The sequence below is a fragment of the Aliihoeflea sp. PC F10.4 genome, from assembly GCF_054612275.1.
On sequence record NZ_JBTSWH010000001.1, the window covers coordinates 3,118,652 to 3,144,188 of the forward strand.

Annotated in this window: 23 protein-coding genes and 2 pseudogenes; 10 read left to right on the plus strand and 15 right to left on the minus strand. The window is 62.1% G+C overall.

Annotated elements, in window-relative coordinates:
• Positions 1 to 87: 87 nt before the first annotated feature.
• Genes dnaN through ACX82Z_RS15635 form a run of 4 tightly spaced genes read left to right on the plus strand, consistent with a single transcriptional unit; the run spans position 88 to position 3,457 of the window.
• Complete coding sequence (dnaN, locus tag ACX82Z_RS15620) at positions 88 to 1,206, plus strand: DNA polymerase III subunit beta (protein WP_459589998.1); 1,119 nt, start codon at positions 88 to 90, stop codon at positions 1,204 to 1,206.
• 16 nt (positions 1,207 to 1,222) lie between these two features.
• The gene (recF, locus tag ACX82Z_RS15625) at positions 1,223 to 2,362 is read left to right on the plus strand and encodes a DNA replication/repair protein RecF (protein ID WP_459589999.1); all 1,140 of its coding nucleotides are present in this window, start codon (positions 1,223 to 1,225) and stop codon (positions 2,360 to 2,362) included.
• Positions 2,363 to 2,393: 31 nt separating this feature from the next.
• A complete protein-coding gene (locus ACX82Z_RS15630; protein ID WP_459590000.1) occupies positions 2,394 to 3,164 on the plus strand; it encodes a molybdopterin-synthase adenylyltransferase MoeB in 771 nt (256 codons plus the stop codon).
• Positions 3,161 to 3,457 (plus strand): hypothetical protein, encoded by a 297-nt coding sequence (locus tag ACX82Z_RS15635; protein ID WP_459590001.1) that lies wholly within the window; start codon positions 3,161 to 3,163, stop codon positions 3,455 to 3,457. The genes ACX82Z_RS15630 and ACX82Z_RS15635 overlap by 4 nt, the downstream gene beginning before the upstream one ends.
• A gap of 22 nt (positions 3,458 to 3,479) precedes the next feature.
• Here ACX82Z_RS15635 and ACX82Z_RS15640 read toward each other — a convergent pair whose 3' ends face one another.
• The gene (locus ACX82Z_RS15640) at positions 3,480 to 4,481 is read right to left on the minus strand and encodes a 2-hydroxyacid dehydrogenase (protein WP_459590002.1); all 1,002 of its coding nucleotides are present in this window, start codon (positions 4,479 to 4,481) and stop codon (positions 3,480 to 3,482) included.
• A gap of 138 nt (positions 4,482 to 4,619) precedes the next feature.
• Here ACX82Z_RS15640 and ACX82Z_RS15645 point away from each other — a divergent pair, with 138 nt between their 5' ends.
• Positions 4,620 to 5,195 (plus strand): SH3 domain-containing protein, encoded by a 576-nt coding sequence (locus ACX82Z_RS15645; RefSeq protein WP_459590003.1) that lies wholly within the window; start codon positions 4,620 to 4,622, stop codon positions 5,193 to 5,195.
• On the opposite strand, the gene irrA is transcribed toward ACX82Z_RS15645, so the two are convergent.
• Positions 5,196 to 5,624: an iron response transcriptional regulator IrrA gene (irrA, locus tag ACX82Z_RS15650; protein ID WP_459590005.1), complete on the minus strand. Its 429-nt coding sequence runs from the start codon at positions 5,622 to 5,624 to the stop codon at positions 5,196 to 5,198.
• Positions 5,625 to 5,831: 207 nt separating this feature from the next.
• On the opposite strand from irrA, the gene fabA reads away from it, so the two are divergent.
• The 4 genes from fabA (at position 5,832) to ACX82Z_RS15670 (ending at position 10,038) form a co-directional block, all read left to right on the plus strand.
• Complete coding sequence (gene fabA, locus ACX82Z_RS15655; RefSeq protein WP_459590006.1) at positions 5,832 to 6,347, plus strand: 3-hydroxyacyl-[acyl-carrier-protein] dehydratase FabA; 516 nt, start codon at positions 5,832 to 5,834, stop codon at positions 6,345 to 6,347.
• 50 nt (positions 6,348 to 6,397) lie between these two features.
• The gene (fabB, locus tag ACX82Z_RS15660) at positions 6,398 to 7,618 is read left to right on the plus strand and encodes a beta-ketoacyl-ACP synthase I (protein WP_459590007.1); all 1,221 of its coding nucleotides are present in this window, start codon (positions 6,398 to 6,400) and stop codon (positions 7,616 to 7,618) included.
• 4 nt (positions 7,619 to 7,622) lie between these two features.
• On the plus strand, positions 7,623 to 8,444 hold the full coding sequence (gene fabI / locus ACX82Z_RS15665; RefSeq protein WP_459590008.1) for an enoyl-ACP reductase FabI: 822 nt from the start codon (positions 7,623 to 7,625) through the stop codon (positions 8,442 to 8,444).
• 133 nt (positions 8,445 to 8,577) lie between these two features.
• Positions 8,578 to 10,038, plus strand: coding sequence for a putative bifunctional diguanylate cyclase/phosphodiesterase (locus tag ACX82Z_RS15670; protein WP_459590009.1), 1,461 nt, complete (start codon positions 8,578 to 8,580; stop codon positions 10,036 to 10,038).
• On the opposite strand, the gene ACX82Z_RS15675 is transcribed toward ACX82Z_RS15670, so the two are convergent.
• From ACX82Z_RS15675 to rimP, 11 genes and pseudogenes are all read right to left on the minus strand, one after another.
• Entirely contained in the window at positions 10,039 to 11,028 is a 990-nt protein-coding gene (locus tag ACX82Z_RS15675) for a class I SAM-dependent methyltransferase (RefSeq protein WP_459590010.1), read from the minus strand. It abuts the gene before it with no gap.
• 77 nt (positions 11,029 to 11,105) lie between these two features.
• Positions 11,106 to 13,256: a polyribonucleotide nucleotidyltransferase gene (gene pnp / locus ACX82Z_RS15680; protein WP_459590011.1), complete on the minus strand. Its 2,151-nt coding sequence runs from the start codon at positions 13,254 to 13,256 to the stop codon at positions 11,106 to 11,108.
• 239 nt (positions 13,257 to 13,495) lie between these two features.
• Positions 13,496 to 13,867 (minus strand): 30S ribosomal protein S15, encoded by a 372-nt coding sequence (gene rpsO, locus ACX82Z_RS15685; RefSeq protein WP_459590012.1) that lies wholly within the window; start codon positions 13,865 to 13,867, stop codon positions 13,496 to 13,498.
• A 76-nt stretch (positions 13,868 to 13,943) separates the two neighbouring features.
• Positions 13,944 to 15,590, minus strand: coding sequence for a sensor histidine kinase (locus ACX82Z_RS15690; RefSeq protein ID WP_459590014.1), 1,647 nt, complete (start codon positions 15,588 to 15,590; stop codon positions 13,944 to 13,946).
• 231 nt (positions 15,591 to 15,821) lie between these two features.
• Positions 15,822 to 16,052: pseudogene (locus ACX82Z_RS15695) on the minus strand (tRNA pseudouridine(55) synthase TruB); the annotation flags it as partial.
• A 39-nt stretch (positions 16,053 to 16,091) separates the two neighbouring features.
• Positions 16,092 to 16,790: pseudogene (gene truB / locus ACX82Z_RS15700) on the minus strand (tRNA pseudouridine(55) synthase TruB); the annotation flags it as partial.
• A 2-nt stretch (positions 16,791 to 16,792) separates the two neighbouring features.
• Positions 16,793 to 17,206 carry a 30S ribosome-binding factor RbfA gene (gene rbfA / locus ACX82Z_RS15705; protein WP_459590015.1) on the minus strand — a complete coding sequence of 138 codons (414 nt, stop codon included), beginning with the start codon at positions 17,204 to 17,206 and terminating at the stop codon, positions 16,793 to 16,795.
• A 101-nt stretch (positions 17,207 to 17,307) separates the two neighbouring features.
• Positions 17,308 to 19,965, minus strand: coding sequence for a translation initiation factor IF-2 (gene infB, locus ACX82Z_RS15710; protein ID WP_459590016.1), 2,658 nt, complete (start codon positions 19,963 to 19,965; stop codon positions 17,308 to 17,310).
• Positions 19,962 to 20,621 (minus strand): RNA-binding protein, encoded by a 660-nt coding sequence (locus tag ACX82Z_RS15715; RefSeq protein ID WP_459590017.1) that lies wholly within the window; start codon positions 20,619 to 20,621, stop codon positions 19,962 to 19,964. Before ACX82Z_RS15715 ends, infB begins: the two co-directional genes overlap by 4 nt.
• Positions 20,622 to 20,647: 26 nt before the next feature.
• Entirely contained in the window at positions 20,648 to 22,252 is a 1,605-nt protein-coding gene (gene nusA / locus ACX82Z_RS15720) for a transcription termination factor NusA (RefSeq protein ID WP_459590018.1), read from the minus strand.
• A gap of 50 nt (positions 22,253 to 22,302) precedes the next feature.
• Positions 22,303 to 22,950, minus strand: a complete 648-nt coding sequence (rimP, locus tag ACX82Z_RS15725; RefSeq protein WP_459590019.1) for a ribosome maturation factor RimP — start codon at positions 22,948 to 22,950, stop codon at positions 22,303 to 22,305.
• A gap of 246 nt (positions 22,951 to 23,196) precedes the next feature.
• Here rimP and ACX82Z_RS15730 point away from each other — a divergent pair, with 246 nt between their 5' ends.
• Positions 23,197 to 23,361 carry a hypothetical protein gene (locus ACX82Z_RS15730; RefSeq protein ID WP_459590020.1) on the plus strand — a complete coding sequence of 55 codons (165 nt, stop codon included), beginning with the start codon at positions 23,197 to 23,199 and terminating at the stop codon, positions 23,359 to 23,361.
• A 101-nt stretch (positions 23,362 to 23,462) separates the two neighbouring features.
• Here ACX82Z_RS15730 and trmB read toward each other — a convergent pair whose 3' ends face one another.
• Both trmB and metK read right to left on the minus strand, forming a co-directional pair.
• The gene (gene trmB, locus ACX82Z_RS15735; protein WP_459590021.1) at positions 23,463 to 24,161 is read right to left on the minus strand and encodes a tRNA (guanine(46)-N(7))-methyltransferase TrmB; all 699 of its coding nucleotides are present in this window, start codon (positions 24,159 to 24,161) and stop codon (positions 23,463 to 23,465) included.
• Between the two features lie 5 nt (positions 24,162 to 24,166).
• Entirely contained in the window at positions 24,167 to 25,435 is a 1,269-nt protein-coding gene (metK, locus tag ACX82Z_RS15740) for a methionine adenosyltransferase (protein WP_459590022.1), read from the minus strand.
• Positions 25,436 to 25,537 lie beyond the last annotated feature (102 nt).

The window sequence follows — 25,537 nt, forward strand, 5'->3', positions numbered from 1 at the left end:
TTCCTTTGGTTTTGCTGTCAGTTTGCGCACCCGCTTGCCGGCTCCGGCGAGCTTGGAAATTCAAGTCTTTCGCGAGTTTCATCGGTCATGCGCGTCATCCTCGAACGGTCGAACCTTCTCAAATCGCTTAACCACGTTCACCGGGTCGTCGAACGGCGAAACACGATCCCGATCCTGTCCAACGTGCTTCTGAGCGCGGATGGGGAAAGCCTGTCGCTGAAGGCGACCGATCTCGACCTCGAAATCACCGAAGCGACGCCCGCCCGCGTCGAGCAGGCCGGCGCGACGACAGTGCCCGCCCATCTTCTCTACGATATCGTCCGCAAGCTTTCGGACGGCTCGGAAGTCATGCTCAAGCTCGACGAGAGCGGAAACGCGATGTCGGTCGTCTCGGGCCGCTCGTCCTTCCGCCTCCAGTGCCTGCCTCAGGCCGATTTCCCCGAACTGACGGCCGGGTCTTTCACCCACCAATTCAAAATGCCGGCCGATGGCGTGAAGCGCCTCATCGACAAGACGCAATTCGCGATCTCGACCGAAGAGACCCGCTACTATCTGAACGGCATCTATCTGCACACCATCGAAGCGGACGGCCGGTTGCGGCTGCGCTCGGTCGCGACGGACGGACACCGCCTGGCCCGCGCCGAAAATGAAGCCCCGCACGGCTCGGAAGGCATGCCGGGTATCATCATTCCACGCAAGACCGTGTCGGAACTGCAAAAGCTCGTCGACCAGCCAGATCTCGAAATCGCGATTGAGCTTTCCGACACCAAGATCCGCTTCACGATCGGTTCCATCGTCCTGACCTCTAAGCTGATCGACGGCACATTCCCGGACTATCAGCGCGTCATCCCAACCGGCAACGACAAGCGTCTGGTCATCGACCGGCAGACCTTTGCGCAGGCAGTCGACCGCGTATCGACCGTCTCGTCGGAACGTGGGCGCGCGGTGAAGTTGTCGATCGGCGACGGTATGGTCACGCTCGTGGTCAACAATCCGGATTCGGGCAGCGCAACGGAAGAGGTCGCAGCCGACTACGCGGCCGACCCGCTCGAAATCGGCTTCAACGCCAAATATTTGCTCGACGTCGCCGCACAGCTTTCGGGCGAGGAAGCGCAGTTCATGCTGGCCGATGCCGGCTCGCCGACGCTCATTCAGGACGGCACGGATGCGGACACGCTCTACGTCCTGATGCCGATGCGCGTCTGATCGCCGGACCGAAGCTTTGGCCGAACAGACCGCAATCCGTAAGTTCACGCTTACGAATTTCCGGAATTACGGCCAGCTTTCCCTGACCATCGAGCGCGGGCTGGTCGTCCTGACCGGCGACAATGGTGCGGGCAAGACCAATCTTCTGGAAGCCGTTTCCTTTCTGACGCCCGGACGTGGCCTTCGCCGTGCGGCGCATGAGGACGTGACCCGCGTCGCGGCCGAGGCCGGCTTTGCCATCAATGCGCGGATCGAAGGTGCGTTCGGCGAGGCTTCGCTCGGCACTGGCACGCTTTCCGATCAGCCAGGCCAGATCGAGCCCGCCCGTAAGGTGCGCATCAACGGCGTGCCGGCGAAATCTGCGGACGAACTGCTCGAGTGGCTGCGCGTCATCTGGCTGGTGCCGGCGATGGATGCGCTTTTCAACGGGCCAGCCGGTGATCGCCGTCGCTTCCTCGACCGCCTCGTTCTCGCTATCGATCCGCAACACGGCAAGCGCGCGCTCGACTATGAAAAGGCGATGCGCGGACGCAACCGGCTGTTTTCCGAGAACAGCCGCGACGAAGGCTGGTTCGAGGCGATCGAGACACAGATGGCCGAAACCGGCGTCGCAATCGCCTCGGCGCGTATGGAGCTCGTCGGCTTCCTCGGCGCGATGATCGAGAAGCTGCCGGATGACGGCCCGTTCCCAAAATCCGACATCGCGCTCGAAGGGTTTGTGGAAGGCATGGTCGGCACAATGCCGGCGGTCGACATCGAAACGGCCTTTGCGGCGCGCCTGTCGGAGCATCGCTATCGCGACCGTGCCGCCGGCCGCACGCTTGAAGGCCCGCACCGCTCCGACCTCACCGTCAGACACCGACCGAAGGACATGCCCGCCGCGCTGTGCTCTACCGGCGAACAAAAAGCGCTTTTGACGGGCATTATCTTATCACAGGCGCGACTCGTCGCCGAGATGACGGGTTCCACGCCGATCCTCCTTCTCGACGAAATCGCTGCCCATCTCGATCCGGGCCGCCGCGCTGCGCTTTTCGATATCCTGCTCGACCTTGACTGCCAGGCTTTCATGACGGGAACGGATGCGAGCCTGTTCTCCAGCCTCGATGGCCGCGCGCAGTTTTTCGACGTCCGCTCCGGCACCGTTACCCTGCGGTGACAATCGCGCGCCCAAAGCCTACCATCGCACCATGACCCAGCCCCCTGCCCTTTCCGATGAAGAGATCGAACGTTACGCGCGCCACATCGTGCTGCCGGAGATCGGCGGCGCGGGGCAGCAGAAGCTGAAAGGCGCGCGGGTGCTTGTGGTCGGCGCAGGCGGACTCGGTGCTCCGGTTTTGCTCTATCTTGCCGCGGCCGGCGTCGGGACGCTCGGCATCGTCGACGACGACGCCGTTTCCCTGTCAAACCTGCAACGGCAAATCATCCATGCGACCGGCGACATCGAAAAGGCGAAGGCAACGAGCGCGGCCGAAGCGATCGGGCGCATCAATCCGCATGTCAAAGTCGTCACCCATCCGCTGCGCCTCACTGCCGACAACGCAGCCGACATTCTCGCCGGTTACGACATTGCGGTCGACGGATCTGACAATTTTTCTACGCGCTATGCCCTTGCCGACGCCTGTGCGATGGCAAAGATCACGCTCGTGACCGGCGCGGTCGGGCGTTTCGACGGGTCGGTGACGGTGCTGAAGCCGTTCGAGACCGGAGCCGATGATCGCCTCAACCCGACCTACCGGGATCTTTTTCCCGAACCACCGCCCGATGGCCTCGTGCCGAGCTGCGCGGAAGCGGGCGTCGTCGGCGCGCTTGTCGGCGTCATCGGCACGTTACAGGCGATGGAAGTCATCAAGCTGATCACCGGGGCGGGCGAACCGCTGATCGGCAGGCTCCTGCTTTACGACGGGCTTGGCGCTCGCTTCGACGTGGTCAGATACAAGGCTATCAGCGGCTCAAGATGAACGAAATCGATTGTCTGCTTGACGCATATTCCGGTGACGAAGACTGGAACAGATTTGTAGACGTGTTCCGTCCCGAGTGGGAGCGCCTCGACGACGAGAAAAAGTCAGCGCTGGTGGATTTGATCGATGAAGATTTCGCCATCATCTTGAGCTGGGTCGTGCCGGAGCACGAGATCGAGTGGTGGCGAAGCCCGATCCCGGCTTTGGATGGACACATCCCCGCAAAAATTCATAGCGAACATTCCCAAGGGACAATGATAATGCGCGCCTTGATGATGCGGCTTCCGACCTGATCGAGCCTGGTCACGCGACCGATCACACCCTGTTCGGCAGCACGCGATCGGGTGGGCGGTGCCCGTCGAAAAAGGTGCGGATGTTGATGATGACCTTCTCGCCCATGTCGATGCGGCCCTCGATCGTCGCCGACCCCATATGCGGCAGGATCACCACCTTGCCCTTTTCGGCCAGCTTGCGCAGCTTTGGATTGACCGCCGGTTCGTGCTCGAAAACGTCAAGGCCCGCGCCACCCAGCTTTTCCGTTTGGAGCATCTTTATCAGCGCGTCCTCATCGATGATGTCCCCGCGCGCGATATTCACGAGATAGGCCGAGGGCTGCATCAGCGCCAGCCGGCGGGCGGACAGAAGATGGAACGTTGCCGGCGTCGAGGGGCAGTTCACCGAAATGATGTCCATGCGGGCCAGCATCTGGTCGAGGCTTTCCCAGTAGGTCGCCTCCAACTCGTCCTCGATCTGCGGCGCGACGCGGTTGCGGTTGTGATAATGGATCGACAGGCCGAACGCCTTGGCCCGCCGCGCGACGGCCGTTCCGATGCGTCCCATGCCGATGATGCCAAGGCGCTTACCCCGCACGCGCCGCCCCAGCATCCATGTCGGCGACCATCCGTCCCATTTTCCGGTTTCGGTGAGAACAGCAGCCCCTTCCACCAGACGGCGCGGCACGGCGAGCATCAGCGCCATCGTCATGTCTGCGGTGTCTTCGTTCAGAACGTTCGGCGTGTTGGTGACCGTGATGCCCTTTTTCGCGGCGGCCGCAACATCGATATTGTCGACGCCGTTGCCGTAATTTGCGATGAGCTTCAAGCTCGGACCGGCCTGCTCGATCAGTGCCGAATCGATCCTGTCAGTCACGGTGGGAACGAGCACGTCCGCCTCGCGCACGGCCGCCACCAGTTCGGGCTGCGCCATTGGCCGGTCGTCCATGTTCAGCCGCGCGTCGAAAAGTTCGCGCATGCGCGTCTCGACCTGATCGGGCAATTTGCGGGTGATGACGACCTGCGGCTTCTTTCGGCCTGTCATGGCTTCCTCGGCTCCTGACACGTTGAGACCTCTTTAACCAAGAACGCCGATACTTAAAACCGGAATCACCGGCATTGCAGCCATGGGAACGGTCCCTCGCCGCTATAGCCGAAAAACCTTTCCAAGGTCTCGACATATATGAAGTCCCATCTGCCCTTTCGTCCCGCACTTCGCCGCTTGATCCTGACCACCTTCGCAGTGGCGCTGGCGGCAACAGGGGTCGTGGCGGAAGGCGTGTTGCCCGCAGGATCGGTCGCGGTCGCACAACAGGTCGGCCCCAGCGGCCTGCCACTGCCGCGCTATGTCAGCCTGCGCGCCAACCGCGTCAATCTTCGCGTCGGTCCCGGCACCAATTACGCGGTCGAGTGGATGTACACGAAGTCGGGCGTCCCGATGGAGATCATCCAGGAATACGACAATTGGCGGCGCGTGCGGGACGCCGAGGGTGCCGAAGGCTGGATCAACCAGTCACTGCTTTCCGGCAACCGAACGGTCGTGGCCGCTCCGTGGCACAAGGGCAAGGAATTCGAGGTCAAGCTTCATCGCGAGGCCAACAGCGCATCGCCGCTACGCGCAATTTTGGAACCGGGCGTGATTGCGTCGGTCCGCGCCTGCAACGGGCAATGGTGCGAAGTGGATGCCGGCGGTCACCGCGGCTGGGTCGAGCAGGCTCAACTCTGGGGCGTCTACCCCGGCGAGACCTATCAGGATTGATCAGCTTGCCTTGGGTCGCAGCCGGATGATCACATCGACATTGGCGATTTCCATGCCCTCGGGCGGCTCCGGCAGGTTGGTGACGCTGACCGGGCCGTGATCGATATCCATCACACGGTTTTCGCCTTCGACGAAGAAATGATGGTGGTCTGACGTGTTGGTGTCGAAATAGGTCCGCGCACCCTCCACCGCCAGAATGCGCAGAAGCCCGGCATCCGTGAATTGGTGAAGCGTGTTGTAGACGGTCGCAAGCGACACGGCGACGCCGGCGATCACGGCTTCCTCGTGAAGCTCCTCGGCAGACAAATGCCTATCGCCCTTGGCAAAGAGAAGATCAGCCAGCGCAACGCGCTGACGCGTCGGGCGCAGACCCGCGCTCCTGACACGTGTTTCAATCTCTTCTGCGGGAAAATCGCTGCCTGTGGCCATGCGCTCGCCGGTTGATACCAATTCTCGTTTCGGGCCATGAGCAACCCATTGCGCCCAGATATATTCGCAAGCCGCCTTGCGATCAATAGCGACGCATTGACCCCGTCTTGCGGTCGATATAAGCGCGAACGCGGTTTCCAGCGTCAAACAGACTATGCTAGGGACATCGCAAACGGCCAACCGGCCGCGTCAACGGGACGGAGCAATATGGCTGAACAGAAATCGAGCTACGGATACGAAGATCTTCTTGCCTGCGCGCGCGGCGATCTCTTCGGCCCCGGCAACGCACAGCTTCCCGCGCCGCCGATGCTCATGTTCGACCGCATCACCGACATCAGCGAAACGGGCGGCGAATTCGGCAAGGGCTATATCCGTGCCGAATTCGACATCAAGCCGGACCTGTGGTTCTTCCCCTGCCATTTCATCGGCAATCCCGTGATGCCCGGCTGCCTCGGCCTCGACGCCATGTGGCAGTTGACCGGATTTTTCCTCGGCTGGCTGGGCGAGGAAGGAAAAGGCATGGCCCTTTCCACCGGCGAGGTGAAGTTCAAGGGCATGGTCACGCCTTCGGTCAAAAAGGTCGAATACGGCGTCGACTTCAAGCGTGTCATGCGCGGCCGCCTCGTTCTCGGCATCGCCGATGGCTGGCTGAAGGCCGATGGCGAGCAGATCTATAAGGCAACCGACCTCAAGGTCGGACTTTCCAAGCAGGAAGCTGCCTGAGCTTTTTCGCGAATTCAGGGTCGTTCGACCCGCAACCAGTGGAGCGCGACATGAGACGCGTCGTCATTTCGGGACTGGGGATCGTATCCTCGATCGGCAGCAATGCCGAAGAAGTCACGGCCTCGCTGCGCGATGCGCGCTCGGGCATTTCGTTCTCGCCGGATTTTGCCGAGCACGGCTTCAAATGCCAGGTCTGGGGCAAGCCGGAGCTGGACGCCTCCGAACTGGTCGACCGGCGCGCGATGCGCTTCCTGTCGAAGGGCGGCGCGTGGAACCACGTCGCCATGGAACAGGCGATCAAGGATGCGGGCCTCGGCGAAGCCGAGATCACCAATGAGCGCACCGGCATCATCATGGGTTCGGGCGGGCCGTCCACACGCCAGATCGTCGACGCGGCCGACATCGTGCGCGAAAAGGGCAGCCCAAAGCGCATCGGGCCGTTCGCCGTGCCGAAGGCCATGTCCTCCACCGCGTCTGCCACGCTTGCAACATGGTTCAAGATTCACGGCGTCAACTATTCGATTTCGTCGGCCTGCTCGACCTCGGCGCATTGCATCGGAAACGCCTACGAGCTCATCCAGTGGGGCAAGCAGGACCGCGTCTTCGCGGGCGGCCACGAGGATCTCGACTGGACGATGTCGAACCTCTTCGATGCGATGGGCGCGATGTCGTCGAAATACAATGAGACGCCGGAAGTCGCCTCGCGCGCCTATGACGAGGGCCGCGACGGCTTCGTCATCGCGGGTGGCGCAGGCGTTCTCGTCGTCGAGGAACTGGAAGCGGCCAAGGCGCGCGGCGCGAAAATCTACGCCGAGATCGTCGGCTACGGCGCGACGTCGGACGGTCACGACATGGTCGCCCCTTCCGGCGAAGGCGCGGTGCGCTGCATGCGTCAGGCGCTCTCTACCGTTAAGGGCGATGTCGATTACATCAACACCCACGGCACCTCGACGCCGGTCGGCGATTCCAAGGAAATGGGCGCGATCCGCGACGTGTTCGGCGACAAGATTCCGCACATCCAGTCCACCAAGTCGCTGACCGGCCATTCGCTTGGCGCTGCGGGCGTTCAGGAATCGATCTATTCGCTTTTGATGATGCAGTCCGGTTTCATCGGCGAAAGCGCCCATATCGAAACGCTCGATCCCGAATTCGAAGGCATGCCGGTTGTTCGCAAGCGCATAGACGATGCCAAGTTCGACATCGCACTGTCGAATTCGTTTGGCTTCGGCGGCACCAACGCGACGCTGGTCTTCCAGCGCTACCAGGATTGAGCGCATGGACGGTTTGATGAAAGGAAAACGCGGCCTCGTCATGGGCGTCGCGAACGATCACTCGATCGCGTGGGGCATCGCGCAGAAGCTTGCCGAACACGGCGCTGAACTCGCCTTCACCTATCAGGGCGACGCATTCGGCCGCCGCGTGAAGCCGCTGGCGGAAAAGGTCGGCGCGAAACTGGTTCTTTCCTGCGACGTGGAAGATTCCGCCTCCATCGACAGCGTCTTCGATGCGCTCAGGGAAGAATGGGGCACGATCGATTTCGTCGTGCATGCGATCGGCTTTTCCGACAAGAACGAGTTGAAGGGCCTTTACGCGAATACGACGAAGGACAACTTCACGCGCACGATGGTCATCTCGTGTTATTCTTTCACGGAAATCGCCCGCAAGGCGGCCGAGATCATGAATCCCGGCGGCTCGATGCTGACGCTGACCTATGCAGGCTCCGTGCGCGTCATGCCGAACTACAACGTCATGGGCGTCGCCAAGGCGGCTCTCGAGGCTTCCGTGCGCTATCTGGCCGACGATTACGGGCCGAAGGACATTCGCGTCAACGCAATCTCCGCCGGTCCTGTTCGGACCCTCGCTGGTGCGGGCATTTCGGATGCGCGGCTCATGTTCACCTACCAGCAGCGCAACTCACCCCTGCGCCGCACCGTCACCATTGACGAGGTGGGCGGATCGGCTCTTTACCTGCTTTCAGGCCTTTCATCCGGCGTTACCGGCGAAATCCACTATGTGGATTCGGGATACCACATCACCTCGATGCCGACGCTTGGCGAGTTGAAGTCTACCGAGAAGGTCGTCGGCGACGGCGAATAGCCGTTTTTACCGGAAAATGAGTTTTTAACATGTGTGCGATATTACCTTGGCGAACCAAGGTTGCCGCTGCATGCCCTATCGCAATCCGATCAGATCCCGAGCCTTCCGGTTTATAACGATCGGTACCTGCACCATGGGCAGTTTCGCCATCGGTCTTGCGGCGGCGCGGTTTGGCACGTCCGGTGGCGTCGAATTTTTCCCGGCGGCGGTGGTGGGGCTGATCATGGCTGCTCTTTGCGCGCTTGCAGCCGCCAGCTCTGCCGCATCCTTTTTCGCAGGCGTGGACGAATCCGTGCAGTACGTCCATTACGAGACGACGCATGACAAGTTGACCGGGATGCCCGGCCGCAAGGCCACGATGACGACGATCGCAGCGGCGGCAGAGCAAACCCGGACGACCGGAAAGCCAATCTTTCTCGTCGATATCGAGATCAATCGCTTCAAATCGATCAATGACGCAATCGGCTATTCGAATGGTGATGAACTCGTCCGGTTCTTCGCCGAACGCCTTCAGCAATCCGTTCCAGCCGGCACTCGTATAGGCCGCATCGCGGCGGGCGAATTCGCCCTTTTGATCGACGATGATGGCGGCGAACGCATCGACCTGATGGTCGACCACCTTCTTGATCGCATGGCAAAGCCCTATCGGCTCGCCTCCCATCTCCAGTCGGTCAGCCTGTCCATCGGCATCGTTTCACTCCCCAAGGACGGCTTTGAGCCCGAACTCCTGCTGCGCCGATCCAACCTTGCCATCCAGCATGCGCGCACATCCGGCATCGGCGGCTGGGCCGTCTATCATCCCGAAATGGGCGAAGTCGCCGATTATCGACAGTGGATCGAATCCGAATTGCAGGGAGCTTTCGAACGCGGCGGCTTCGCGCTTCACTATCAGCCGCAGCACGACCTTTCGACCGGCCGGATCGTCGGCTACGAGGCGCTGATACGCTGGAACCACGCGCTGCACGGCACGATCCCGCCGGACGAGTTCATCCCGATCGCTGAAGAAACTGGTCTCATCACGCAGATCGGGGCATGGGCGCTGCGTCAGGCCTGCCTCGACGCCAGACGACTGCCGTCCGACTGTTTCGTTGCCGTCAATATTTCGCCGGTACAGTTCATGAAGCGCGACTTCGTCGCCGACGTTGCAGCCGTCATCGCCGAAACCGGCATTGCGCCGTCACGTCTGGAACTGGAGATCACCGAGACGGCGATGATGCAGGACCGCGAGCGGGCCGCGGCGATCTTGAAACAACTCACGGCGATGGGGCTGACGGTGGCCGTCGACGATTTCGGCACCGGCTATTCCAATTTGAGCTACCTGATCGATTTCTCGTTCCACAAGCTCAAGATCGACCAATCTTTCATCCAGCGCATCAACAGCGACAGCAATACGGGTGCGATCGTCTCGACGATCGTCGGTCTGTCGCGCGCACTCGGCGTCCACACCATAGCAGAGGGCGTGGAAACCGAGCATCAGGCGACGCTTCTCAAAGCTGCCGGCTGCAACATCGTCCAGGGCTATTATTACGGAAAGCCCGCCCCCCTCGCCACCGATACTGCGGCGGCGAAATCGCATCTGCGCGCGGTTTCCTGACTATCTGCGCGCGGCAATCACCTTGAAGCCGCTGGTACGCACCAATTCGCGAACTTGAGAGAACGCCTTGAGCGCCGCTTCATAGGGCAGATGGCTGTTGGCGACCATGAAGAGACGCCCGCCGGGCTTCAAAAACCGTCGTGCCGCCTCGATCATCGCAATGCCGACATCCGGATCGCCCTTGCGAACGGTATGGAAGGGCGGGTTCATGACGACGGCGTCGTAGAGCGCCCTGGGGTCTTCACTCGTCACATCGAACCAACGCGTGCGGCTTTCCATATCAGGCGCGAGCGCCTTCATGTTGGCTTCGGCCGCGCGAGAGGCAGCGAACCCTGCCTCGAAAAGATCGATGCGCTTCACCTTGCGGCATCGCTGCGCCACGTTGACCGCGAGATAGCCCCAGCCGGCGCCGATGTCGGCGACCGCACCGAAAAGATCGTCTGGCAGATGCTCGACCAAAAGTTTCGATCCGGCATCGATCCGGTCATGTGAAAACAGGCCAGGTGTCGTCACGAACCCACCTTCGACCTCGACCGTTGAGAGCGGCGCAACAATCGACCCGTTACCGGCAAACCAGAAAACCTTGCCGTGATGCTTCGACGCCTGCCCCAAAATCTCCGTGGAAGCGCCGATGCGCTTCTTCAGACTATCGATGCCGTCGGTCTTGAGGCCCGCTACCACGATTTGAGCGCCGAGGCGCGTGCGCGCATTGGCTTCGGCGACCCAATGCTCGTTCAGCGCGCGGTGCTTGCCGCATAGAACAAGCGCCATCGCGTAGTCGCTTCCGTCCGGTTCCTGCACCGGCCTGACGCCGGCACGGTCGAGGCGCAGGAATTCAGGCCGAAAATCCTGAACGGCCGTCATGTCCTGCCCGCGCAATCCCCTTGCCGCATTTTCTGTTGCGTTCAAGAAGAGTACGGCCCCCTCGCCCGGCAGGTCGAGCGAACCCGTTTCGAAAGGATGCAGCAAGGTCTGGCTGGCGTCGGTCATGGTCTGGTCCGGAGAAAAGCGGGCAAAGAAAAACGGGCGCGAAGATCGCGCCCGTTTCCTAGTGTGTTTCGCGAGATTTACGCGTCGGCCTCTTCGGCATCTGCGGACTTCTTCTCGCGAGCGATTTCCTGGCCGGTCTCCTGATCGACGACCTTCATCGACAGGCGAACCTTGCCGCGCTCGTCGAAGCCGAGCAACTTGACCCAAACCTTCTGGCCTTCCTTGACGACATCGGTCGTCTTGGCGACGCGGTCGGAAGCGAGCTGCGAGATGTGAACCAGACCGTCCTTCGGACCGAAGAAGTTCACGAAAGCGCCGAAGTCGGCGGTCTTGACGACCGTGCCTTCGTAGATTTCGCCGACCTCCGGCTCAGCCACGATGGTGTGGATCCACTTCTTTGCCGCCTCGATCTCCTTCGCGTTCGACGAGGCGATCTTCACCGTGCCGTCGTCTTCGATGTTGATCTTGGCGCCGGTCTTTTCCACGATTTCGCGGATGACCTTGCCGCCCGAGCCGATCACGTCGCGGATCTTGTCGGTCGGGATGTTCATGACCTCGATGCGCGGGGCGAACTCGCCGAGTTCCGAACGGCCTTCGGTGATGGCGTTGGCCATTTCACCGAGGATGTGGACGCGACCGTCCTTTGCCTGGCCGAGAGCGATCTTCATGATCTCCTCGGTGATGCCTTCGATCTTGATGTCCATCTGAAGCGACGTGATGCCGTCCTGCGTACCGGCCACCTTGAAGTCCATGTCGCCGAGGTGATCCTCGTCGCCGAGAATGTCGGACAGAACCGCGAAGCGCTCGTCTTCCTTGATCAGGCCCATGGCGATGCCCGCGATCGGCTTGGTCAGCGGAACGCCCGCATCCATCAGCGCCAGCGAAGCGCCGCAAACGGTCGCCATCGAGGACGAGCCGTTGGATTCGGTGATCTCGGATACGAGACGCAGCGTATAGGGGAACTGTTCGGCAGCCGGAAGCATCGGACGGACCGCGCGCCATGCGAGCTTACCGTGACCGATCTCGCGGCGGCCGGGCGAACCCATGCGGCCTGTTTCACCGACCGAATAGGGCGGGAAATTGTAGTGGAGCAGGAAGCGTTCCTTGTACGTGCCGGTCAGCGCGTCGATGAACTGCTCGTCTTCGCCGGTGCCGAGCGTGGCGACCACGATCGCCTGCGTCTCGCCGCGGGTGAACAGTGCCGAGCCGTGCGTGCGCGGCAGGATGCCGACTTCCGACACGATCGGACGGACCGTCGAAAGGTCGCGGCCGTCGATGCGGCTCTTGGTGTCGAGGATGTTCCAGCGAACGATCTTTGCCTGAAGCGACTTGAACACCGTGCCGATGACTTCGGAGGTGTACTTGGCTTCTTCGCCGTCGGCCGGCGTGAAATGCGCCTTCACCTTCGCCTTGACGGCGTCGACGGCAGCGTAACGCTTCTGCTTGTCAGTGTTCTTGTAGGCGTCGCGCAGTTCGCCTTCGACCAGCTTGAGCATTTCACCTTCAAGGGCGGAATGATCGGCCGGAACGAAGTCGCGCGGCTCCTTGGCGGCGACTTCAGCGAGCTTGATGACCGCGTCGATGACAGGCTGGAACGCGCGGTGGCCGAACATGACGGCGCCGAGCATCGTCTCTTCGTCGAGTTCCTGCGCTTCCGACTCGACCATGAGGACGGCGTCGGACGTGCCGGCGACGACGAGGTCGAGCTTGGATTCGGGCATCTCATCGAGATGCGGGTTGAGAACGTATTCGCCGTTGATGTAGCCGACGCGTGCGCCGCCGATCGGGCCCATGAACGGAACGCCCGAAAGCGTCAGCGCGGCCGAAGTCGCGACGATCGCCAGAATGTCCGGATCGTTTTCGAGGTCATGCTGCATGACGGTGACGACGACCTGCGTGTCGTTCTTGTAGCCGTCTGCGAAGAGCGGGCGGATCGGACGATCGATCAGGCGGGAAACCAGCGTTTCCTTTTCGCTCGGACGGCCTTCGCGCTTGAAGAAGCCGCCGGGGATCTTGCCGGCCGCATAGGTCTTTTCCTGGTAGTTCACGGTCAGCGGGAAGAAGTCGAAGCCCGGCTTCGGCTCCTTGGCCGAAACGACGGTGGCCAGAACGACGGTCTCGCCATAGGTGGCGACGACGGCGCCGTCGGCCTGGCGGGCGACCTTGCCCGTTTCCAGAACGAGCGGGCGACCGCCCCACTCGATTTCGACGCGGTGGTGATTGAACATGTCTTGTCCTTTCGTGGACCGTGCGGGCGGACCTTTGCCCGCCGTATCACGGCCCCTTGTCTGGCGGGATGAGCCACGGGCAAGACAACGGGAGGCTCTTCAAAAGCGCCGTCGGCGCGAGCATCCTGCAATCCTGCCCCATGACCGATCCCATGGAGCGCCCCTCATCGAGGGCGGTCGGGCCTCATGCCCGAATGCGAAAACCGGCGGGGTCGCAAGCGATCCCGCCGGAAAAACTGTTAGCGGCGCAGGCCGAGCTTGCCGATCAGCGTCTGGTAGCGGCCTTCATCCTTGCCCTTGAGGTAGTCAAGGAGGTGACGGCGCTGTGAGACGAGAGCCAGAAGACCACGTCGGGAATGGTTGTCCTTCTTGTGGTCCTTGAAGTGCTCGGTCAGGTTCTTGATCCGCTCGGAGAGCAGCGCGACCTGGACTTCCGGAGAACCGGTATCGCCCTTCTTGGTCCCGAATTCAGTGAGCAGTTCCTGCTTGCGTTCAGCGGTAATCGACATCGAGTGCTTCCTTTCGAAATGGAGGAACGGGGTCGCCCACGGCCGGGATGTCGTCCAGCGGGGGCCAATGGTCGCGGCAAAATCTGCGGCGATGGCGCGCATATAATGGAGTTGTGCGACAAAAGCCAGAGAATTCCGTCTTTGCGCCCGCACGCTAGCCGCAGGCGGCCGAGCCGCGTCAGCCGGTCTTGCGCTCGCCTATTGCCGCATCCGGTTCCGGCCGCAATTTCTCGATCGGCATGACAAAGCGGCAGATAAGACCCTTCGGCCCGATCGTTCGTTCGATCTGCGCATCGAGCGTGCCGCCCAGCATGCGTTCGATGACCTCGGAACCGAAACCACGGCCTTCCTCCTGCGCAACGAAACCCGGCACCGTCTCCCGCCAGTCGATAGCCAACTGGTCGTCGTCGACCGTCCAGGCGATGGCCAGATGGCCGTTCGCCGTAGTGAAAGCACCGTATTTGGCCGCATTGGTCGCGAGTTCGTGCACCGCAAGGCCAATCGTCTGGGCGGCTTGATGGGACAGGCGAACGCGCGGACCTTCCATGGAAAGTCGCGTTTCGTCGTCGGGCCGGAAGACTTCGATTTGCGCTTCAAGAAGTTCCCGCAATTCGACCCCTCCCGCACCGCCCGCGATCAAAAGATCGGTCGAGCGCGCCAGTCCCTGCACGCGTTTTTGAAACGAGTCCTGAAAGGCGGCGAAATCCGTTGCATGCCGCGCCGTCTGCTTGGCGATCGAGGAAACGACGGTCAACTGGTTCTTGGAGCGGTGCGCGACTTCGCGCATCAGGAAGCGGATTTCGTTTTCCGCCTTCTGCCGGTCGCGCGAGGCTTCGGCCAGCGCGGCGGATATCGAAGCGATTTCGGCAACGCCGTAAGGCTTTGCCACCACTGGCTCGCCGCTCCCCAGACGGCGCGCGTCGGCTTCGAGTTCGCGAACGGGCCGTGAAAGCTGGCGGCCGAGTATCCACGCGGCGAGCGCGCTCAAAAGCGCGAGCAGGATGCCGCCGAACGCGAATGCCTGCAACGCCCGCGTCTGCGGGCCCGCGACGATATCCGACGGCGACCAGACCACGACCTGCCAGCCACTCAGCTTCGAATTGACCGCGATCGTCTCGTAATCCTCGCCCTGAACGGACACGGTCGTGCGCGAGGGCGGGCCATCGGGACGGCCGTTCGGCCACAGGAAGAAGGGCTTGCCGATTTCGGACGACATGAACGTGGTCGCAATGACGATGCCGTTCCCGTCAACGACCGAAGCGTTCCATCCGCCACGCAGGTTCTGCCCCGCAATGACACTCGTGAGGTCCTCGGCATTTTGCGCGAGAACCAGCGCGCGGCGCATGATACCATCGGTCCACGGTACGATGACGTTGACCACCCATTTTTGTGCAGTCTGGCCGAAAAATGCATTCGAGACGACGGTGTTGCCCGTGGCAAGGGCGTGGCGGACCGGCTCCGGATCGGAGGTCGGGCCAAGTTCCGTTCCGAATGGAACACGGGTGTTGAAAAGCTGATCGAGATTTTCGTCGAGGAGTATGAAATAGGAATTCGTTTCCTCAAGGGCGACGGACGCCCGTTCGTAGAACTCGTTTCGATTGTCGAGATGGAGAGAACGCGCCGTTGAAAGTACGCGCAGCGTCGTCACCATTCCCACGAGCTCGCGGTCGACGGTTTCGGAGATCGACCCTGCCGTCGCTTCGGCGAGCGTCGTCAATATGTCCTGCTGCGAACGGTTGTTGCGCTCCAGCAGAACCGCGATGAACAGAAGCGTCGGGATCAACGCAACGGCGACCAGCGCCGCAAGAAGGGTCGCGACCGGCATTGGCCGACGCCGCCTGACGCTCTCGGCGTCCTCCCCCGCGGCATTTTCCCTGTCGCTCAAATTGACCCCCAACACGCACGCAAGGACGAATTGCGTCCGGCATTCTATCGCACGATCCGGCAGACCCGCGTTAACAAATGACGACAGGCCGACGCAGTCAATCGCGAATCGGCCGATTTTTCACGGATCGCTAAAATGGCAATGCGGCAGCAAGGTGGTTGCCGCCAGTCTTCAACCGGCGAAAACGCGCTTCGGCTTGAACATGCCGGCTTCGATCATGCCGATCGCGACCAGCTTGCCACGCGCGGTCGCGCAAGCCTCGTCGGCCTCTACCGGTGCATCCCGCCCCCGGATGATGACCGGATTGCCGAGACGGATGCGGGCCGCGGCATCTTCGGTCAGCACGACCTGAGGCAGGGATTCGAGCGCGGCACCGGTATCCACGAGCAAACCGTCGAGCGCTTTCAGTTGCTCGCCCTCGGGACGACCCGGCTTTTCGTCTTCCGCGATCTGCGGCGCATGCGCAGCCACCACCTCTTCGATCATCGCCATCGTAACGAGATCGTCACCAACGAACGGGTCGACCTCGGTGCGGCGCAATGTCGAAATATGCCCGTAGCAGCCCAGGTCCCGGCCCATGTCGCGGGCGAGCGAGCGCACATAGGTGCCCTTCCCGCATTCGATCTCGAAGACCGTTGCGTCCACCGTGGTTTCGATGAGGTCGAACCGCCCGATCTCGACCTCACGAGCCGGAATGTCGACCATTTCGCCATCGCGCGCCAGATCGTATGCGCGCTCGCCCGCGATCTTGATCGCCGAGAATTGCGGCGGGATCTGCATGATGACGCCCGTATAATTCGGCATGATCGCGCGGATATCGGCTTCGGACGGCCGCGCATCGGAGTTTTTCGCCACCGTGCCTTCGAGGTCGTCCGTCGTGCGCTCCTCGCCCCATGTTACGGTGAAGCGGTAGACTTTCGCGCCATCTTGAACATAAGGCACGGTCTTCGTCGCCTCGCCGAGCGCAATCGGCAGCATGCCGGAGGCAAGCGGATCGAGCGTCCCAGCATGGCCGGCCTTGTCGGCGTTGAAGAGCCATTTGACCTTCGAGACCGCATCGGTGGAGCCCATGCCCACCGGCTTGTCGAGGATCAGCCAGCCCGAGACCGGACGGCCCTTCTTCTTTCCACGCCGCGCCATTCTCAGCCGTCTTTCCTGTCTTCGTCCTCGTCATCGAGATCGCGCGCGACTTCCGGAGAGCGCAGCAACGCATCGATGCGGGCCATGTTGTCGAAACTGGTGTCGAGCCGAAAGCGGAATTCCGGCATGTATTTCATCTGCCGCAGCGCGCCGGATACGCGGCCGCGTATGAATTTCGCGTTTTTCGCCAGCGCTTTGATAACGGCGTTGTCGTCCTTTGCGCCAAGCGGCGAGACGAAGGCCGTCGCGATCTTCAGGTCGGGCGACATACGCACTTCCGAGACGGAGATCACCGTCCCCTCGATCACGTCGTCGCGAACCTCGCCACGCGCGATAACGTCGGATAGCGCATGGCGAACCTGCTCGCCGACGCGAAGCTGGCGCTGGGACGGACCATCCGAAGCGAATTTGGGCATGAATATCTCCGTGCGGCGGCACAGGGTTCGAACCTGCACCGACCCGTCTAGCGAAAGAGACGGCGGTCCATTCGGACCGCCGTTCGTCGTTCAGCCTGTCATCAAAGCGTGCGGGTGATCATCTCGACGCGGTACGCTTCGATCGTGTCGCCAGCGCGGATGTCCTCGTAGTTCTCGAAAGCCATGCCGCATTCCTGACCGACCGGCACTTCGGCAACTTCGTCCTTGAAGCGCTTGAGCGTCTTGAGCTTGCCTTCGTGGATGACGACGTTGTCGCGGATGAGGCGGACACCTGCGCCGCGCTCCATCTTGCCTTCCGTGACCCGGCAACCCGCAACCTTGCCGACCTTGGTGATGTTGAACACTTCGAGAATCTCGGCATTGCCGAGGAAGGTCTCGCGGCGTTCGGGCGACAGGAGGCCGGACATGGCCGCTTTGATGTCATCCACGAGGTCGTAGATGATGTTGTAGTAGCGGATCTCGATGCCGGCCTGCTCGGAGGCTTCGCGCGCCTGCTTGTTTGCACGCACGTTGAAGCCGATGATGGCTGCACCCGACGTTTCGGCTAGCGACACGTCGCTCTCAGTAATCGCTCCGGCACCCGAATGGACGATGCGTGCGCGAACCTCGTCGGTGCCGAGTTTGTCGAGCGAGGCGATGATCGCCTCGATCGAGCCCTGCACGTCGCCCTTGATGAGCAGCGGGAACTCTTTCAGGCCGCTCGTCTGGAGCTGTGACATCATCTGTTCGAGCGAGCCACGCTGGCCTGCCTGACGGGCAACCGCCTTTTCGCGGGCCAGACGCTGGCGGTAATCAGCGATCTCACGTGCCTTGGCTTCGTTCTCGACCACCGCGAAGCGGTCGCCGGCCTGCGGCGTGCCCTGAAGACCCAGAACCTCGACCGGCATGGCCGGACCGGCTTCCTTGAGCTGGCCGCCCTTGTCATTGACGATGGCGCGCACGCGGCCCCACTCGTTGCCCGCGACGAGAATGTCGCCCGTCTTAAGCGTGCCGGCCTGGATGAGGACGGTCGCGACCGAACCACGACCCTTGTCGAGCTTGGCTTCGATGACGACACCCTCGGCCGTGCGGTCCGGGTTCGCTTTCAAGTCGAGAATTTCGGCCTGCAGCAGGATCGCTTCGAGAAGCTTGTCGAGATTGGTGCCGGCCTTTGCCGAAACCTCGACGTCGAGCACTTCACCGCCCATCGATTCGACGAAGACCTCATGCTGGAGAAGCTGGGTGCGCACCTTCTGTGCGTCAGCCTCCGGCTTGTCGATCTTGTTGATCGCCACGATGATCGGGACGCCCGCCGCCTTGGCGTGATTGATGGACTCGATCGTCTGCGGCATGACGCTGTCGTCAGCCGCAACCACCAGAATGGCGATATCGGTCGCCTGCGCGCCACGGGCACGCATCGCCGTGAACGCGGCGTGGCCGGGCGTATCGATGAAGGTGATCGTCTGACCGTCCTGCTCCACCTGATAGGCGCCGATGTGCTGCGTGATGCCGCCGGCCTCGCCCGAAACGACGTTCGCCTTGCGGATCGCGTCGAGAAGCGAGGTCTTGCCGTGATCGACGTGGCCCATGATGGTCACGACCGGCGGACGCGACTTCAGATTCTCGGACTTGTCCTCGATATCGAACATACCGGTTTCGACGTCGGATTCCGCGACGCGGCGCACCGTATGCCCGAACTCGCCGGCAATCAGCTCGGCCGTGTCGGCATCGATGATGTCGCCGGGCTTCATCATCTGGCCCTGCTTCATGAAGAACTTGACCACGTCGACGGCGCGCTCGGCCATACGCTGGGCGAGCTCCTGGATCGTGATCGTCTCGGGAAGGACGACCTCGCGCGAAATCTTTTCGCGCGGCTCGTTCATCTGCGAGCGCTTGAACTTTTCCTGACGGCGGCGCATCGACGACAGCGAGCGGCCACGCGCATCGTCTTCCGATGTCGCGGAGGAAAGCGTCAGCTTGCCGCGTCGGCGATCGTCCTCACCCTTCGGCTTGGCCGGACGCGGCGCAGCAACTTCCGGCTTGACCGGACCACGCTTGGCAGCAACCATCGGGCGGCTCTTGGAACGAGCGTCGGCGGCTTCACTGTCCGGCGCATCCGCGACAGTTGCCGGCGCACGGCGGCGTGCTTCTTCTTCTGCGCGACGGCGGGATTCGGCCTCGCTTTGAAGACGTGCCTCCTCGTCGGCCTGACGGCGCGCGGATTCTTCGCGCTCCTTGGCGCGGCGAGCATCTTCCTCGGCGCGGCGCTTGGCATCCTCAACTGCGCGAACGCGCTCTTCCTGCTCGCGAACGCGTGCGCCTTCGAGCGCACGGCGGCGGGCATCCATCTCACCGGACGAAAGCTCGTTCAGCACCATGCCCGAACCGCGATTGCCGGACGGGCGCGGAGCCGGACGCGAGGGTTGCTGAACACGCGGGGCGGGGCGAGACGGCTGCGCGGGACGCTCGACGGGCTGGATCACCTGCACTGGCGCGGCCGGCGCAGCGGGAGCCGGCTTCGGCGCGACCGGCGCAGCAGCGGCAGGCGCGGCAGAAACCGGGGCAGCAGGAGCCGCCTCCGGCTTTTCGCCGGGCATGGAGAATTTGCGCTTCTTGGTCTCGACGACGACGGATTTGGTACGGCCGTGCGAGAAATTCTGGCGCACGGTGCCCTGCTCCACGCCGGGGCGCTTCAGCGTCAAGGTCTTCTTGGTGTTGACGCTCAACGTCTTGTCGTCACCCGATTTCGTATCACTCATTCCGTATCCTCTGCGGCCTCTAGATGGTCAGCGACCGCCGCATTCGCGTTCCGCTCGTCCGGGGTTCCGCCCCGATATCGGTCAAGCGCACCCACGCGCTTTGCCGCCGCCTTGCCCGCATCCGCGCCAAGCACGGCAGCATGTATCACATTTGCCCCCCCCAATGCCAAACCCAATTCGGCCTGCGAAAAGAGTTTGTAGGCGGGGATATCGGGGCCTCCCAGATGCACGACGGAGCGCCGCGCCTGGGTAATCTTCCTGACGCCGTCTTCAGACGCCTCGTATGCATGAAGGACCAGCATCGCCTTGCCGCTGCGAACCGCCGCATCGACCTTCGCAGCACCCAGAACCAATCGTCCCGCCTTGCGCGCCAATCCGATCGCGCCGAGCGCCTGCCTCGCCAGAAGCCGGTCGACAAGCTCACCAAGGTCAGGCGAAACGACCACCTTTTCCTTCAAGGCACGGGCGAAGAGGTTCTTCGCCGTCGCCTTGTCGACTATCGCGCGCTCGCCGGTCACCCAGCAGCCACGGCCGGGCAGGTTACGCTTCAGATCGGGAACGACGCCCATGTCGGGTCCGGCGACGAAACGGATCAGATCGTCGGGCGATCCGCCTTTTCTCGTCACTATACATGTGCGTTCGCTTGGCGCGTTCAAGTGTGTCCCGGTCCTTTCGTGCCCGATCAGGCGCCCTGCGTCTCGTCTTCGAGTTCGCCACCTTCCTCGTCGGAGGCAAGATCCTCTTCACTGATCCAGCCGGCCTTGAGGCGCGCGGCGACGACCATCTGCTCGGCATCGGCGCGGCTGACGCCGAACGGCGAGAGAACGCCGTCGAACATCTTGGTCTCGCCGTCCTTGCGCTCTTTCCAGCCGGTCAGATCGTCGACCGCGTAGCCGGCGAAGTCCTCGATATTCTTGACGCCATCCTCGCCAACGGCGACCAGCATGGCGGTCGTCATGCCGGGGATTTCGCGAAGCTCGTCCTCGACGCCCAGTTCGCGGCGCTTGGCATCATGCTCGGATTCGATTCGCTCCAGATGCTCGCGAGCGCGCTCCTGAATTTCGGAGGCGGTGTCCTCGTCGAACCCATCGATGGAGGAAATCTCGTCGGCTTCGACATAGGCGACTTCCTCGACCGAGGTGAAGCCTTCCGACGCCAGCACCTGACCGACCATCTCGTCGACGTTGAGCGCGTCCATGAACAGGTTGGAACGCTCGACGAATTCCTTCTGGCGGCGGGAGGATTCCTCCTCCTCGGTCAGGATGTCGATATCCCAGCCGGTGAGCTGCGAGGCAAGGCGCACGTTCTGGCCGCGACGACCGATGGCCAGCGAAAGCTGGTCGTCCGGCACCACCACCTCGATGCGCTCGGCATCTTCGTCCAGAACCACCTTGGCGACTTCGGCCGGCTGCAGCGCGTTGACGATGAACGCGGCGGCGTCCTGGCTCCACGGGATGATGTCGATCTTCTCGCCCTGTAGCTCGCCGACGACGGCCTGAACGCGCGAGCCGCGCATACCGACGCACGCGCCGACAGGATCGATCGAGGAATCGCGCGAGATGACCGCGATCTTGGCGCGGGAGCCGGGATCACGGGCGACCGATTTGATCTCGATGATGCCGTCGTAGATTTCCGGCACTTCCATGGTGAAGAGCTTGGCCATGAACTGCGGATGGGTGCGCGACAGGAAGATCTGCGGGCCGCGCTGTTCGCGGCGCACGTCATAGACATAGGCGCGCACGCGGTCGCCGTATTTGTAGTTCTCGCGCGGGATCAGTTCGTCGCGGCGGATAATCGCCTCGCCGCGTCCGAGGTCCACGATGACGTTGCCGTATTCGACGCGCTTGACCGAACCGTTGACGATCTCGCCTACGCGATCCTTGTATTCGTCGTACTGGCGGTCACGCTCGGCTTCGCGCACCTTCTGCACGATGACCTGCTTGGCAGACTGGGCGGCGATGCGGCCGAAATCCATCGGCGGAAGCTGCTCGGCGATGAAGTCGCCGACCTGCGCATCCGGATTGCGGTGACGCGCATCTTCGAGCGCGATCTCGCGCGCATATTCTTCCGGCTGTTCGACGACTTCGAGAAGACGCTGCAGCTTCATCTCACCCGTATTCGGGTTGATGTCGGCGCGGATGTTGGTCTCCTGACCGTAACGCGAACGCGCGGCCTTCTGAATCGCGTCCGCCATCGCGGCGATCACGATTTCCTTGTCGATCGACTTCTCGCGGGCGACCGCATCGGCGATCTGGAGAAGTTCGAGCCTGTTTGCACTGACTGCCATAGTCGTCTCCCTGGGCAATTCTCTCCCGGATGCGATCCGGGGTGCCAAAATCAATTGTCGTTATCGGCGTCGGGGCTATCGCCCTCGATTTCGGTTTCGCCGTCGAAGTCGTCATCCTTGAGCGCGCGTGCCTTCTTGGCCGCCTTGTCGCGCTTCAGCGTGTCGCGGATCAGATCGTCGGTCAGGATCAGCTTTGCATCCGCCAACGAGTCGTAAGGGATGCGCGCGGTGGGTTCTTCGCCGTAGCTTAGCTGGTCGCTCTCGATGACGATGCCGTCCTCATCGGCTTCAACGATCTTGCCCTTGAACCGCTTACGGCCGGCCACGATCATATCCGTCTCTATCTTCGCCAGATGCCCTTTCGCCTGAACGAAATCGGACTTGCGTACCAAGGGCCGGTCGATGCCAGCCGACGACACTTCGAGATGATACGCCTTTTCGATCGGATCATCGACATCCAGGGCCGGCGAGATCGCGCGGCTGACGTCCTCGCAATCCTCGACCGTCATCGTTCCATCGAAGCGCTCGGCCATGACCTGAAGCGTCAGGCCGTTCTGGCCCGACAGGCGTACCCGCACGATTCGATAGCCCATCTGCCGCATGACCGGCTCGATGATCTGCGCGATTCGCGCATCGATGCCTGACTCGCGAATGATGCGATCGTCGCCTTGGGACGTTTCGATTGTCGTGTCGTTCAATGCGGCCTTCCCGGTTCATGGCGTCGGTCGGGCTAACAAAAAAGAGCGGGACCGGGTGGACCCACTCTTGCCATACCGACCAAGAATTTGACGCCGATATAGACCATCGGACGCGCCGGATCAAGATGCACTCCACATAGCCGCTTCCATGCACCTGGCGCATGGCTGCCTTGAGGGAATCGCCACTACCGCATTGCAGCATGAATTATTACATTTGTTGCAATGCACAAGAACAGGAGAACACTCATGAAGAAGCATGGTTTCAGACACGGTTTCAGCGAATTCTTCTCGGTCATGGGAAGCGCGATCGCCGTTTCGTCCGCAGCTCGCAGCCGTCAGGCTCCGCGCGATGCCGATCTCGAACGCCTTGGCATCGACCCGACGCAATACCGTTCGATCAAGCACTGGTAAGACGCGCTCAAGGCGTCTGATCCACGCCTGACAGGCAATGATCGCAGCCCCGCGCAAGCGGGGCTTTTGTTTGTGTGCTGCAAAGCGCGTAGTGATGACAGCTATTTGCGGATGAACGTCAGATAGGCCGGCACCCGCCCTTCGCGAATTGCCTTTGCCTCATATCGCGTACCCGGCCAGCCGTCATAGGCAAGCCGCCAGTCGTCCGGACCATTCGCGCGCCAGTCGAACGCGCCATGCGCGCGGCAGTGAAGAAGTGTCCAGTTGACGTAATGATCGATGTCGGACGCGAAGCGAAAGCGCGCTCCCGGCCTCAGAACGCGCGCAAACCGGTCGAGATTGACCGGGCTCACAAACCGCCGTTTCCAGTGCCGCCGTTTCGTCCACGGGTCGGGGTAAAGAAGATCGATGCCCGACAACGAATCTTCGGGCAGCCAGTCAAGCAATTCCGTCGCATCGTCATCGTGAACGCGCACATTTTCGAGCGGCGCGGCATCGAACTGCGACGCGAACTTCGCCATGCCGTTGACGAAGGGCTCGACGCCGATGAAACCGGTGCCGGGAAACCGCCCGGCCTCGTGGTGGAAATGTTCTCCGCCGCCGAAGCCGATTTCGAGCCGCACCCGATCCACGTCCGCCTCGAAAAGCGTTCGCAGGTCCGAAGGTGCAGGCTTCTGAAGATCGAGCTTGAGCGCCGGCAGGCGCGCTTCCATGCGCTCGGCCTGCGCCGGGCTCAACGTCTTGCCGTGACGGCGACCGAAAAAGGCTTCGGTCGCCCGCTCTCCCCATTCGTGCTTCATGACGGTCAGGCTGCGATGGCTTCTTTCAGCGCCTTGACGAGATCCGTCCTCTCCCACGAGAACGATCCGTCGCGACCCGCCTTGCGGCCAAAATGGCCATAGGCTGCCGTGCGCGCGTAGATCGGCTTGTTGAGATCGAGATGACGGCGGATACCCGAAGGTGAGAGGTCCATGACCTCGCGCACGGCTTTCTCGACCGAATCCTCGGTGACCTTGCCGGTGCCGTGCAGGTCGACATAAACCGAAAGCGGCTGTGCGACGCCGATGGCGTAGGACAACTGGATCGTGCAGCGTTCGGCAAGCTTGGCCGCCACGACGTTCTTTGCCAGATAGCGCGCCGCATAGGCTGCGGAGCGATCGACCTTCGTGGTGTCCTTGCCGGAGAACGCGCCGCCGCCATGCGGGGCCGCGCCGCCATAGGTGTCGACGATGATCTTGCGGCCGGTAAGGCCCGCGTCACCGTCCGGTCCACCGATCACGAACTTGCCGGTCGGGTTGATGTACCAATTGCAGTCTTCGGCGATGGACAACCCACCGGAGGAAAGAGCCTCGCGAATAAAAGGCTCGACGACCTTGCGGACCTTCTTGTTGTCCCAGCTTGCGTCGATGTGCTGCGTCGACAGAACGATCTGCGTCGCCTCGCTCGGCTTGCCGTCGACATATCGAACGGTGACCTGGCTCTTGGCGTCCGGGCCGAGCTTGCCGGCATCGCCGTCACCCTTGTGACGGGCGGCCGCCAGAAGCTCAAGAATCTTGTGGCTGTAATAGAGCGGCGCCGGCATCAAATCCGGTGTTTCCGAGCAGGCATAGCCGAACATGATGCCCTGGTCGCCGGCACCTTCCTCGCCCTGCTTGTCGGACGCGTTGTCGACGCCTTGCGCGATGTCGGCCGACTGGCCGTGCAGCAGAACGTCGATCTTCGCCGTCTTCCAGTGAAAACCGTCCTGCTCGTAGCCGATGGCACGGATGGCACGGCGCGCGGCTGAGCGGAACTTCGACGGGTTGATCAGCGGGTTGCCGTTGGCTTCCTTCAGGATGTTTCCATCCTTGTCCTTCTTGAGGAGCGAGTCTGGAACGCGTACTTCGCCGGCAATGACCACGCGATTGGTGGTCGTCAGCGTCTCGCAGGCGACACGGACATGCCATGGGTCCATTCCGGCTTTCCTAGCTTCCTTATAGACGAGATCGACGATCTCATCGGATATACGGTCGCAGACTTTGTCGGGATGGCCTTCGGAAACGGATTCGGAAGTGAAGATGTAGTTCTGGCGCAAGATCGGGTGTCCCCTCTGGAAATGCCTGACTGGGAAGCTGCAGGCCACAGACGTGTAGCCAAGCCGGCAACCACCGGTCAAGCTGCATCAACCTGTCATGGA